Origin of the sequence: Micromonospora sp. MA102, assembly GCF_025460765.1 — a bacterium.
Taxonomy (GTDB): domain Bacteria; phylum Actinomycetota; class Actinomycetes; order Mycobacteriales; family Micromonosporaceae; genus Micromonospora; species Micromonospora halotolerans.
On the sequence record NZ_JAMWEG010000006.1, the window covers coordinates 352,195 to 364,713 of the forward strand.

The window sequence follows — 12,519 nt, forward strand, 5'->3', positions numbered from 1 at the left end:
CGGTAGGTGACCGGGTGGGGCCGCCGGTGCCGCTTGGCTCACCCGCCCGGGCGGACCACCTCGCGGACGTCGTCGGGCAGCCGCCGCGTGGCGCCCCGCCGGTCGAGCAGCTCCAGCAGCGGCACCGCCACGCGGCGGGTGGTGTCCAGCGCCTGCCGGGCGGCGCTGAGCGTGAACGGCTGCGGCAGCCCGGCGAGCACCCGCACCGCGTCGTCCAGGGCGCCGGGCAGCAGCACCACGTTGTCGGCGAGCCGGAGCAGGGCGCCCGCGCGCACGGCCGCCCCGATCTCGCGGGGGCCGAGGCCCAGATCGGCCAGGCGGTGCGCCTCGGGGGCCTGGAACGGGCGGTCGCCGTACTCGGCGCGGACCCGGGCCACCGCACGGGCCACCGGTTCCGGCAGCGCGTCGCCGGCGGTGGCGGTGACCCGGCCGGCGCGCAGCCGCAGCGGCGGGCGCAGCAGCGCCTCCACGAGCGCCCGGTCCGGCAGGTCGAGCCGGTGCCGGAGCACGTCGACCGGCACGCCGGCCGCCAGGGGCTGCTCGCGGGCGTACCGGGCGACCTCCTCGGCGAGCCGGCGGCCCAGCTCCCGCCAGTGGTCCGGGTCGGCCAGCCAGTCCCCGGCGACCGGGGCGGCGTCGGCCGGCACGCCCATCCGGGTCAGGTCACCGGCGCGGACCAGGCGCCGCCGCCGCAGCTCCCCCGCCAGGTCGGGCCGGCCGTCCAGTCCGGCCAGCACGCTGGCCCGGGCGGCGGCCGCGCCCCGGCGGCGCAGCGGCGGCGGGTCCACGTCCAGCACGGTCACCCCGCCGCTCACGTGGTGCCGGCCCGGGTCGCGCAGCAGCGCCCGGTCGCCGATCAGCAGCGGCAGCGGGCGGGAAAGCCGGAGCCGGACGGTGTCCGGGCCGAGCGGGCGGACCCGGGCGGGCACGGCGGCCGAGCCGACGTGCAGGGTGAGGGTGGGCGGCAGGTCGGCCGCCGGATCGCCGGCGAGCCGCACGTCGAGCAGGTCGGTGGCCCGGAACCGGCCGGGACTGAGCAGGGCGTCCCCGCGGGCCACCCGGTCGCGGGGCAGGCCGCGCAGGTTCACCGCCACCCGGGCCACCGCGTCGACCTGGGCGTGGGCGGTGTTCAGCGCGTGCAGGCCACGGACCCGGACCGGTTCCCCGGTGGCGGCGAGTTCGAGCGTGTCGCCGACGCGCAGCCGGCCGCCGCCGAGGGTGCCGGTGACCACCGTGCCGCTGCCCCGGACGGTGAACGAGCGGTCCACCCACAGCCGGACCGGGGCGTCGCGGGCCGGGTCGGGCAGCCGGGCGGCCAGCCGGTCCAGCGCTGAGCGCAGCTCGGGCAGGCCGGCGCCGGTCACCCCGCTGACCGGCACGGCCTCCACCTCGCCGAGCGAGGTCGCAGCGATCTCGGCGCGGGCCCGGGCCATGGCGGGGCCGGGGTCGGCCAGGTCGGCGCGGGTCACCGCCAGCAGCCCGTACGACACCCCGAGCGCGTCCAGCGCGGCCAGGTGCTCGGCGGACTGCGGCATCCAGCCCTCGTCGGCGCCCACCACGACGAGCGCGGCCGGGACGGGCCCGACGCCGGCCAGCATGTTCGGCACGAACCGCTCGTGCCCGGGCACGTCGACGAACGCCATGGTGCCGCCGGAGGGCAGGGTGGTCCAGGCGAAGCCGAGGTCGATGGTCATCCCGCGGCGGCGTTCCTCCGCCCACCGGTCGGGCTCCATCCCGGTCAGCGCCCGGACCAGCGTGGACTTGCCGTGGTCGACGTGCCCGGCGGTGGCCACCACCCACACGGTCAGGCCCCGACCCGCAGGATCGCCGCCCGCACGTCCGGGTCCGCGGCGGCGGGCACGCAGCGCAGGTCGAGCAGGAGCCGGCCGTGCAGCACCCGGCCGAGGATCGGCGGCGCGCCGGTGCGCAGCGGCTCGGCGTACCGCTCGGGCAGGCTCAACGCCCACGAGTCGAGGTCGACCCCGGGGGCGCCGCCGCCGCCGACCACCGCCACGCTGGGCACCACCTCGGCCTTGCAGCCGTCCTCGCCGAGCCGGTCGCGGAGCCGCTCGGTGCGGGCGCGCAGCGCGCCCGGCTCCGCGTGCAGCGCCTCCCGGGTCGGGGTGGTCGGCGCGTGCAGGGTGGCGGCGAGCGCGGCCAGGGTCAGCTTGTCGACCCGCAGCGCCCGGGCGAGCGGGTGCCGGCGCAGCCGCTCGACCAGGTCCGCCGCGCCGAGCAGCAGCCCGGCCTGCGGCCCACCGAGCAGCTTGTCGCCGCTGGCCGTGACCAGGTGCGCGCCGGCGCTCAGGGTGGTCGCGGCGTCCGGCTCGTCGGGCAGCAGCGGGTCGGGGGCGAGCAGCCCGGAGCCGATGTCGGCGACCACCGGCACGCCGAGGGTGGCCAGCTCGGCGACCGGCACCGCCGAGGTGAAGCCGGTGACCCGGAAGTTCGACGGGTGCACCTTGAGCACGAACCCGGTGCGCGGCCCGACGGCGGCGGCGTAGTCCGCGAGGGCGGTGCGGTTCGTGGTGCCCACCTCGCGCAGCCGGGCGCCGGTGCTCTCCAGGAGATCGGGCAGGCGGAACCCGTCGCCGATCTCCACGAGTTCGCCGCGGCTGACCACGATCTCCCGGTCCGCGGCGAGCGCGGTGGCGGCCAGCACCAGGGCGGCCGCGCCGTTGTTGACCACATGCACGCCCGCCGCGCCGGGCACGGCGGCGGCGAGCGCGTCGAGCGCCTCCCGGCCGCGCCGGGCCCGCCGCCCGGTGCGCAGGTCCAGCTCCACGTCGGTGTGCCCGGCGGCGGCCACCAGGGCGTCGACGGCGGCAGCAGCCAGCGGGGCCCGGCCCAGGTTGGTGTGCAGCACGACGCCCGTGGCGTTGAGCACCGCCCGCGGGGCCGGCGCGGGCAGGTCGGCCAGCGCGGCCTCACGTACCTGCTCGGGGGTGAGCTCGCCGGCGCGGGCCCGCCGCTGCGCCCGGACGATCGCAGCCTTGACCCGGTCGCGGCCGAACGTGCCGGCCGCGGCGGCCAGCGCCGGATCGGCGAGCAGCGCGTCGGTCCGCGGCACCCGCCGCCGCGGGTCGACGTCACGCATCGGGTCTCCCAGGGAACGGCTTGGCGGAGACGGACGGGAATCGAACCCGCCTGGCCCGGGTCCCGGACCACACCGGTTTTGAAGACCGGGAGGGGCACCAGCCGCCTGAACGCCTCCACGAGCACTTAACCACACCTGATCTCGGGCCGCCCGGGGAGGACCGGATCAGGGCCCCGGCGTCTGGAAGTGGGGCCGTGGCTCGCCGGGAGCGGTGGGCAGGCGCGTGATCGGCGGAAGCACCAGCGCGACGAAGGCGAGGATGCCGATCACCGTGAACGGCAGGGTGTAGCTCTTGTCGCTGGCCTCGTAGAGCAGCGAGGTGAGCAGCGGACCCACCACCCCGCCGATGCTCCACGCCACGATCATCGCCCCGTAGATGGCGCCGGCGTTCGGTGTGCCGAAGTAGTCGGCCGCGGTCGCCGGCATGGTGCCGAAGCCGCCGCCGTACGCCAGGTAGACCAGGGCGGCGAGGACCGCGAACAGCCAGAACGCGGAGGCGTGCGGCAGGATCAGGAAGCAGACGCCCTGCAGGACGAGCATGCCGATGAAGGCGGTCATCCGGCCGATCCGGTCGGACAGCCAGGCCCAGGCCACCCGCCCACCACCGTTGAACAGGCCGAGCACGCCGACCATGCCGGCGGCGGTCGCGGCGCTGACTCCGGCGATCGCCTGGGCGGCGTCCGCGGCCTGGGAGATCAGCGCGATGCCGCAGGTCACGTTGAGCGTGAGGATCAGCGTGAGCAGATACCACTGCCGGGTGCGCAGGGCCTCGCCGAAGGTGTAGACCCGGGTGCCGGCGACGGCCCGGCCGCCGACCGCCGGGGTGAAGCCCGGCACCTGGTAGCCGGCCGGCGGATTCCGGAAGAAGGACGCCCCCAGCAGCACCGCGACCAGGTAGGCGAGGCCCAGCGGCAGGAAGACGCTGGTCTTGTGGTCGGTGCCGTTCAGCAGCGCCTTCGCCACCGGCGCGGTGATCACCGCGCCGAAGCCGAAGCCGGCGACGGCGATGCCGGTGATCAGCCCGCGCCGGTCCGGGAACCACTTGCTGAGCATGGCGATCGGCGTGATGTACGCGGCGCCGAGCCCGATGCCGCCCAGCACGCCGTAGGTGAGCAGCAGCAGCCACAGCTGGTCGCTCGACGACACCAGCGACGCCAGCATGGTCCCGACGGCGTAGAGGATCCCGCCGCCCAGCGCCACCGGCCGTGGCCCGCGCCGGTCCTGGATCCGGCCGCCCACCAGGCTGCCGATGAAGATGGTCCCGATCGCCACCTCGAACGGCAGCACCACCTCGGCCTTGCTCCACCCGAACTCGGCCTGGAGCGGCTTGTTGAACACGCTCCAGGCGTACACGGCGCCCAGCGCGAGCTGGACGAGCACGGCGGCGACGACGAGACCCCAGCGGCCCCGCGTCGGTGATCGATCTCCCCGCGAACTCGCGGCTGTTGTGGCCATGAGCGGTACCCCCGTATCGGCTCATGGGCCGGCGCCTGTCCTGCCTATCCCCCGTTCGGGCCGGCGCCCGGCCCGCTGATGTCTGTTCCCGGGCTCTCCCGTCGCCGGGCCCGTTCCCGCTGTGGCACCACGGTGTACTTCGGGTCCCGCGCCGAGGCGACCCCGCCGTGGAAGATGCCGAACCGGGTGCAGACCGACGCGGCGAGCAGCGCGCCGCCGGAGAGCCCGGAGAGCACCCGGCTGCGGCGCCCGGCCAGCGCGCCGAGCACCCCGGCGGCGGTGAGCGCCCGCCCGGCGCGCAGCAGCTTCCCGGCCGTGCCGGTCGCGTAGGGCTCGCTGAGCAGGCCCAGCCGGGTCTCCACCCGGTGTGAGCCCCACAGCTCCAGCGCCGCGCCGGCGACCGCGAGACGCCGCGCCGGCCCGGCCTGCCGGGTGGGCGCGGCCAGCAGCCCGACGCCGGCCCCGCTGGCCAACGCGCTGCCCGCGAAGATGACCGGCAGTTCCGGGTACGCCTCGTGCCAGGACGGCACCGCCGTGTCGGCGAGCAGCACCCCGGTGTACGTGGCCAGGGCCGGGGCGGTGACCGCGGCGGCCAGCCCGGCGGCGTTCCCGGCCGGCGGCAGCAGCCTCCGGCCGAGCCCGAGCACGCCCCGCTCCGGCAGCCAGCGCGCGGCCTCGGCGACCGCCGCGACACCGGCCGCCGGGCCGAAGACGCTGAGGATCCAGGTGCCCATCGACATCGGCGAGGTCGGCTTCGCCACCCGCAGCATGTGGTGGAACCGGGCCGGCCGGCCCAGGTCGTGGATGAGGAAGTACGTGCTGGCGCTGACCGCCGCGAGGGCGGTGACCCGACCGGCCCGGCGCAGCGCCGGGCGGTCGGTGAGCTGTCCACCGGCCGCCAGCAGCGACGACCCGGCCGCGAGCCCGCCGGTGAACAGGTACGCCGCGATGTCCCACTTCCACACCGGCGCCTTCAGGATCGGCCGCCCGTAGTACGAGGTGAACTCGGCGGGCGGCACGGTGAGCTGCTCCCCGCCGCCGCCCCCGCGGCGACGCCGGCGCCGTTCCGCCGGCGGGGCGTCGCGGGGTGGCTGCGGCGCCAGCCGCGCGTCGGCGGCCCCCGCGTCGGTGCGGGCCACGCCGGCCCCGGTGCCGGTCGCCCGGCTCCCGTTCGCGCCCGTCTTCGGGGCGTGGCCACCCGGCTGGCCGGGGCGGACCGGCCCCTCGGCGGCGAGCCGCTCGCGGAAACGGCGGAACAGGTCACCGACGGCGGGGCGGTCCGGACTCACGATGAACCTCCGACGAACGCGGCGACGGCCGCCGCCGCCATGGCCAGGGCGGCCAGCCCCGCGCGCTTCCACATCCTCGGCAGGTCCCGCGTGGTGACCACCGGGTCCGGCGGCAGGCCGTACACCTCGGGCTCGTCGAGGAGCAGGAAGAACGCGCCGTCCCCGCCGACGCCGTCGGTCGGGTCGTGGCCGTAGAGGCGGGCCTCCGGCACGCCGTGCTCGTGCAGCTTGGCGACCCGCTGCGCGGCGCGTTCCCGCAGCTCGTCCAGGGGGCCGAACTGGATCGACTCGGTGGGGCAGGCCTGCGCGCAGGCCGGCGTCTTCCCGGCGCCCAGGCGGTCGTAGCAGAGCGTGCACTTCCATGCCCGGCCGTCGTCCTTGCGCTGGTCGATCACCCCGTACGGGCAGGCGGAGATGCAGTAACCGCAGCCGTTGCAGATGTCCTCCTGCACCACGACGGTGCCGAACTCCGTGCGGAACAGCGACCCCGTGGGGCAGACGTCCAGGCAGGCGGCGTGCGTGCAGTGCTTGCAGACGTCCGACATCATCAGCCAGCGGAAGTCGGACCGGGTGTCGGCGCCGGTGGCCCGCCCGGGCGGCTGGGCGCCGGGCATGCCGAGGAACTCCGGGCCGGCCGCCATCCGCGCCGCCGCCTCCGGCCGGCCCGGCGGCAGCCCCGGGTCGGTGCCGGTGTCGGTGGCCGTGACGGCGGCGGTCGCCGCGCTGCCCGCGCTGCTCGGCGGGCCGGTCGGGTTGTCCGCGAACGCTGGGGTGCCGTGCCCGACGGGGCGGGGCTGCTCGATGAACGCGACGTGCCGCCAGGAGTTGGCGGTCAGCGCGCCGGTGTTGTCGTAGGACATGCCGAGCAGGTCGAAGCCCGAGTCCGGGACACCGTTCCACTCCTTGCAGGCGACCTCGCAGGCCTTGCAGCCGATGCAGACGCTGGTGTCGGTGAAGAACCCCATCCGGGGGCCGGCCTCGACCCAGCCGGCGTCCGGGGCCGGGTCGAGCGGGCCGTAGAGGCTGTTGACGTCAGGCATCCCCGCCCCTGTCCCGCGCCGCGTCGGCGGACCGCTCGTCGGTGCTGCCGGCGGCGTCGTCCCCGCCCGCCGTGCCGGTGGTGACCAGCGGCACCTTCCGGCCCGGCGTCAGCCCGGCCCGGCGCTGGTAGTCGGCGACCAGATCGAGTAGGGCCGGCCCGGTGGGCCGGCGGCCCGGCCGCACGTCGCAGGTGCCCACCTTGCTCTCCTGGATGAGCACGTTCGGGTCCAGGGTGATGCCGAACAGGTCGTTGGCGGAGTCGCCGGTGACCAGGCCCTCGCTGCCGAAGTGGTACGGCAGCCAGAGCTGGTGGATCACCCGGCCGTCGACCCGCAACGGGGTGAGCCGGTCGGTGACCAGCACCCGCGCCTCGATCACCGCGCGGCCGCTGACCAGGTGCGCCCAGCCGAGGTGCGTCAGCCCGACCTCGGCCGCCAGCTCCGGGGACACCTCGACGAACATCTCCGGTTGCAGCTCGGCCAGGCGCGGCACGGTCCGGCTCATCCCGCCGGCCGTGTGGTGCTCGGTGAGCCGGCTGACCGAGAACACGTACGGGAAGACCTGGCTGTGCGCCTCGGGCGGGCTCGGGTTGACCGAGTTCACCGGGTGCTCGTACACCTTGCGGGTCGGGTTGGCCTGCTGCCCGTAGAGCGGGTTGCGCATCGGGGACTCGGCCGGCTCGTAGTGCGTCGGCAGCGGCCCGTCGAGCACGCCGGTGGGCGCGTACAGCCAGGCCTTGCCGTCGCCCTGCATGACGAACGGGTCGTCCCCGGCGAGGGCTGCCGGACCCGCGGCACCCTCCGGGGGCCGGTAGCTCGGCGGTTTGGTCTTCTCGAAGTCCGGCACGTCGTAGCCGGTCCACTCGCCCTTGTCGGCGTCCCACCAGACGTACTTCTTGCGCTCGCTCCACGGCCGGCCCTCCGGGTCGGCCGAGGCGCGGTTGTAGAGGATGCGCCGGTTGGCCGGCCAGGCCCAGCCCCACTCGGCGGCCACCCAGTCCTGCTCGTGCCGGGACTTGCGGCGGGCCGCCTGGTTGACGCCGTCGGCGTAGACACCGGTGTAGATCCAGCAGCCGACGGCGGTGGAACCGTCGTCCCTGGCCTCCGGGAAACCGCCCAGCAGGCGGCCGGTGGCCACCTCGTAGCCGTTGATCTCCTTGAGCACCGCCTCGGCGCTCGGCTCGGCGTCCGGGCCGTGCGTCGGGTAGTCCCAGGCCAGGTCGAGCAGCGCCCGGTCACGGGGCTTGGTGGAGCCGGCCAGCTTCTCCCGCAGCACCCGGCCGAGGTGGTAGAAGAACCACAGCTCGGAGCGGCAGTCGCCCGGCGGGTCGACGGCCTTCTCCCGCCACTGGAGCAGCCGCTGGGTCTGGGTGAAGGTGCCGTCCTTCTCCACGTGCGACGCGGCGGGCAGGAAGAACACCTCGGTGCGGCACTCCTCCGGCACGATCTCGCCGGTGGCGATCTCCGGGCTGTTCCGCCAGAAGGTGGCGCTCTCGATCATGAACAGGTCGCGGACGACGAGCCAGTCCAGGTTGGCCATGCCGAGCCGCTGGGCGCGGCCGTGCGCGGAGCCGACCGCCGGGTTCTGCCCGAGCAGGAAGTAGCCCTTGATCTTGCCGTCGATCATGTTGAGCACCTGCTGGTAGGTGCCGTGGTCGCCGGTCATCCGGGGCAGGTAGCCGTAGCAGAAGTCGTTCTCCGGCGTCGCCGCGTCCCCCCAGTACGCCTTGAGCAGGCTCGCCGCGAAGGCCCGCGAGTTGCCCCAGAAGCCCTTCTGGCCAGGGTGCCGGATGCTGTCCACCCACTCGTCGAAGGTCGGGTGGTCGGCGTGGTGCGGCATCGGCAGGTAGCCGGGCAGCAGGTTGAACAGGGTCGGGATGTCGGTGGAGCCCTGGATGCTGGCGTGCCCGCGCAGCGCCAGGACGCCGCCGCCCGGCCGGCCCATGTTGCCCAGCAGGGTCTGGATGATGGCGCCGGTGCGGATGTACTGCACGCCGACGCTGTGCTGGGTCCAGCCCACCGAGTAGACCAGCGCCCCGGTCCGCTCCCGGCCGGAGTTCTCCGTCCAGGCGCGTGCCAGCTCCAGGAACTTCTCCTCGGGGATGCCGCAGACCCGGGCCACCATCTCCGGGGTGTAGCGGGCGAAGTGCCGCTTCAGGATCTGGTAGACGCAGCGCGGGTGCTGCAACGTCTCGTCGCGTTGGGTCTGCGCCGGCACGGGCATGCCGTGCGACTCGTGCCGCAGGCCGGCCGCGCTGTCGCGCTCCTTGCCGGTGCCCCGTTCCGCGGACTCGCTCTCGTGCCCCTCGTACTGCCAGGTGGTCTGGTCGTACGAGCCGGTCTCCGGGTTGTAGCCGGAGAAGAGCCCGTCGAGGTCCTCGGTGTCGGCGAACCGCTCGCTCACGACGGTGGCCGCGTTCGTGTACGTCAGCACGTACTCCCGGAAGTCCAGCTCGTTGTCCAGGATGTACCGCACCACGCCGCCGAGCAGCGCGATGTCGGTGCCCGCCCGGATGGGCAGGTACGTGTCGGCGAGCGCGCTGGTCCGGGTGAACCGGGGGTCCACGTGGAAAACCTTGGCGCCACGCTTCTTCGCCTCCATCACCCACTGGAAGCCCACCGGGTGGGCCTCGGCCATGTTGGAGCCCTGGATGACGATGACGTCAGCGTTGACCAGGTCCTGCTGGAAGTCCGTCGCGCCGCCGCGACCGAAGCTGGTCCCCAGACCGGGGACGGTGGCGGAGTGTCAAATGCGGGCCTGGTTCTCGATCTGGAGGGCCCCCATCGCCGTGAACAGCTTCTTGATGAGGTAGTTCTCCTCGTTGTCCAGCGTCGCCCCGCCCAGGCTGGAGATGCCCAGCGTCCGGTTGAGCGGGCGGCCCTGGTCGTCGACGTCCTCCCAGGTCTCGTCGCGGGCGGCCAGGATCCGGTCGGCGATCATGTCGAGCGCGACGTCGAGATCCAGGTCCTCCCACTCCGTGCCGTACGGCCGGCGGTAGCGCACCTTGGTCTGCCGCAGCGGGCTGGTCACCAGGCTCTTGCTGGCCGAACCCTTCGGGCAGAGCCGGCCGCGGGAGATCGGGCTGTCCGGGTCGCCCTCGATCTGGGTGACCTGCCCGTCCTTGACGAAGACGCGCTGCCCGCAGCCCACCGCGCAGTAGGGGCAGACCGAGCGGGCCATGCTGTCGGCGGTCTCGGTGCGCGCGGTCAGCGCCGCCGAGCGGGCCGACTGCGCCGCGGCGCCCCGACCGAGCGGGTCGGTGCCGGTGAGCTGCCGGTAGACCGGCCATCCCTGGATGAAGGTCTTCACACCCATCGCGGCGCACCTCCTCCCCCGTTGGTGGAAGCTGACGTTGTCGACACTAGGCCAGCAGCCGGGACGGCGCGACTCGAGCGGCCGATCGGACCGGTTCGGGGGACCGGACGGCGCCGCCTGCGTCCACATCACGGTGGAACGTGAAATGAGGTGCGTTTCAGTCAGGCATCCGACAGCGCCCACGGGTGCCGCGGGTTGATCATCGACGGATCCGGTCCCGGGGGAGGTCGTGGTGGCAACCGAACTGATGCGCGTACGCACCGACGACGGCGAGGAGGTCTTCTTCGAGATCCGTCGCCAGGAGTCTGGATTCGGTGAGGCTGGCCTCGACGACGAGAAGATCGTCGAGGCCCGCAAGCGCTTCGAGACCGGCCTGCGGGAGATCAACGTGGCTGCGCAGAAGGCGTTGGCCACCTTTCGCAACGCTGTGCACCGTCCGGACGACATCGAGATCGAGTTCGGGGTGAACTTCACCGCCGAGGCGGGCGCGGTCTTCGCCAAGACTGGGATGGATGCCCATCTCACGGTCAAGCTGACCTGGTCCGCCGCGTCAACTCCGGGTGAGGCCGCGGGGCGGTGAACTTCGAACCGGAATGGCACGCCAGGATCGCTGCCGCAGCCAGCGGCAGCGGTTTCCTCGTCGACGACCTGCACGTGCTGACCTGCGCGCACGTCGTCGGCGACCGACCGGACGCCACCGTGTCGTTCCTGGCCCTGGGGCGCGACCACGCCGTGCCGGGGACGGTGGTCTTCCGCGGTCCGTGGCGGCCCGGAGACGGGGAGGGCGACGTCGCGGTGATCCGACTCGACGAGGCGGTCCCGGTGGCCCCGGCTCGGCTAGCGCCACTGCACGGGGTGGACATCTTCGACGGGCACGACCTGGCCGCCTTCGGTTTCCCCAGCGGCTACACCGCGACCGGCCAGATCTCCTACTTCCACGCCGACCCGCAACCCCGTCTCGCCGGCCGGGCCTGCCAGACCCGCGCGCTCGACCGCAGGGGGTTCGTCCTGCGGGAGGGCTACAGCGGCTCGGCCGCCTACGTCACCGGCTCGTACGAGGTGATCGGCATGGTGATCTCCGCCGACCGCGCCGGGCCGAACGGTAGCGGCAGTGGGGTCATCCTGCCGGTCGACGAGCTGAACCGGCAGTGGCCGCAGCTCGCCGAGCGGATCCCGCTCGGGCCGTTCGGGGCCGGCCCGTACCGGGAACTGCGCGACATCCTCCAGGACGTCGATCTCCCCGACGCGCACACGCTGCGTCTGAGCGTCTTCTCTGGGCCCGACGCGCCACCGATCCACCGTCGCCCCCTGCCGTCGGTGCTGGCCGTGGTGGAGTCCGTGGCGGTGCTCACCACGCACAGCAAGGAGCGGGTCTCCGAGCTGGTCGTGCAGTTGCTGCGGGAGGTCGCCAAACGGGCGCCGCACCGCCGCAACGACCTGCACGACTGGACCGGCAGGCACGGCTGGGGCATCGACCCGGCCGTGACCGGCGGATCGTCCGTTGACACCGTCGCCCGGCAGGCGTGGGTGGTGGTACGGGTCGCCTCGACTGGGAAGTCCCGCCGGCTGCACACGCTGACCATCTGGACAGCGACGGGCCCCGAAGGCGAACTCGACGAACTGGTCCTCGACAGCATGGAGGTCTCCCGGGCAAAGGTCCAGAGCCTGGTACAGGAGAAGCTGCCACTGGCCTACGCGCGGATCCCCCGCTCCTGCGAAACGATCGGCGTCGAGTTCGTCCTGCCCCGTGGCCTGCTCGGCTGGGACGTGGAGAACTGGGTCGCCAAAGGTGACCCCGTACCGTTGGGGTGGAAGGGACCCGTCGTGGTGCGGGACGTGGACTGGTTCGACTCGGCCGCGCCGCACGAGATCCAGAAGCGCGCGCGAAAGCTCGGCGAACACCCCGGCACGCTGGACACCACGATGCGCTGGCTGGACTGTGCCAGCACCGAACCCGAGCCGGACCGGTTCACGCCCTGGTTGTGGCTGGACGACACACCGGTCGCCCTCGGCCTGGCCGGACGCTGGGCCGCTGAGCAGCACGTGCACCAGGCGGTGGCCAGCGGGGTGCCGGCGCTGCTGTGGCGCCGGACCGCGTGCGACCCGCACCCAGAGCCGACCACGACGTGCCCCGGCAGCCGATTCCACCGGGACATGGCCGAACGCCTGCGCAGCCTACGCAGCGACCAGCTGCCCGGGCAGATCCGGAAGCTCCGGGTGGAATCTGGACTGAACGACGATCCCGAACACTGTGGACGGCACGTGACACTGCTGTGGGACGAACCGCGACGACGGCCGGTCCAACTGGGCGTGGCGGAGTAA

8 protein-coding genes and 1 tRNA gene are annotated in these 12,519 nt (G+C 74.3%); 2 read left to right on the plus strand and 7 right to left on the minus strand.

Annotated features, from left to right (window positions below):
* Positions 1-38: 38 nt before the first annotated feature.
* From selB to fdh, 7 genes are all read right to left on the minus strand, one after another.
* The gene (gene selB / locus NFX44_RS15570) at positions 39-1,802 is read right to left on the minus strand and encodes a selenocysteine-specific translation elongation factor (protein WP_262284256.1); all 1,764 of its coding nucleotides are present in this window, start codon (positions 1,800-1,802) and stop codon (positions 39-41) included.
* A 2-nt stretch (positions 1,803-1,804) separates the two neighbouring features.
* Entirely contained in the window at positions 1,805-3,097 is a 1,293-nt protein-coding gene (gene selA / locus NFX44_RS15575) for an L-seryl-tRNA(Sec) selenium transferase (protein ID WP_262284257.1), read from the minus strand.
* 21 nt (positions 3,098-3,118) lie between these two features.
* Positions 3,119-3,214: transfer RNA gene (locus NFX44_RS15580), tRNA-Sec, on the minus strand.
* Positions 3,215-3,262: 48 nt separating this feature from the next.
* The gene (locus NFX44_RS15585; RefSeq protein ID WP_262284258.1) at positions 3,263-4,477 is read right to left on the minus strand and encodes an OFA family MFS transporter; all 1,215 of its coding nucleotides are present in this window, start codon (positions 4,475-4,477) and stop codon (positions 3,263-3,265) included.
* 119 nt (positions 4,478-4,596) lie between these two features.
* Entirely contained in the window at positions 4,597-5,841 is a 1,245-nt protein-coding gene (nrfD, locus tag NFX44_RS15590; RefSeq protein ID WP_262284259.1) for an NrfD/PsrC family molybdoenzyme membrane anchor subunit, read from the minus strand.
* A complete protein-coding gene (locus NFX44_RS15595; RefSeq protein ID WP_262284260.1) occupies positions 5,838-6,881 on the minus strand; it encodes a 4Fe-4S dicluster domain-containing protein in 1,044 nt (347 codons plus the stop codon). Before NFX44_RS15595 ends, nrfD begins: the two co-directional genes overlap by 4 nt.
* Complete coding sequence (gene fdh, locus NFX44_RS15600; RefSeq protein ID WP_262284261.1) at positions 6,874-10,197, minus strand: formate dehydrogenase; 3,324 nt, start codon at positions 10,195-10,197, stop codon at positions 6,874-6,876. Before fdh ends, NFX44_RS15595 begins: the two co-directional genes overlap by 8 nt.
* A 232-nt stretch (positions 10,198-10,429) precedes the next feature.
* Here fdh and NFX44_RS15605 point away from each other — a divergent pair, with 232 nt between their 5' ends.
* Both NFX44_RS15605 and NFX44_RS15610 read left to right on the plus strand, forming a co-directional pair.
* A complete protein-coding gene (locus NFX44_RS15605) occupies positions 10,430-10,777 on the plus strand; it encodes a CU044_2847 family protein (RefSeq protein WP_262284262.1) in 348 nt (115 codons plus the stop codon).
* Entirely contained in the window at positions 10,774-12,519 is a 1,746-nt protein-coding gene (locus tag NFX44_RS15610; RefSeq protein WP_262284263.1) for a serine protease, read from the plus strand. Before NFX44_RS15605 ends, NFX44_RS15610 begins: the two co-directional genes overlap by 4 nt.

Bases quoted from the DNA above. Each gene is read 5' to 3' on its own strand.
- NFX44_RS15595 (WP_262284260.1), bottom strand. From the start codon at position 6,881: ATGCCTGACGTCAACAGCCTCTACGGCCCGCTCGACCCGGCCCCGGAC.
- selA (WP_262284257.1), bottom strand. From the start codon at position 3,097: ATGCGTGACGTCGACCCGCGGCGGCGGGTGCCGCGGACCGACGCGCTG.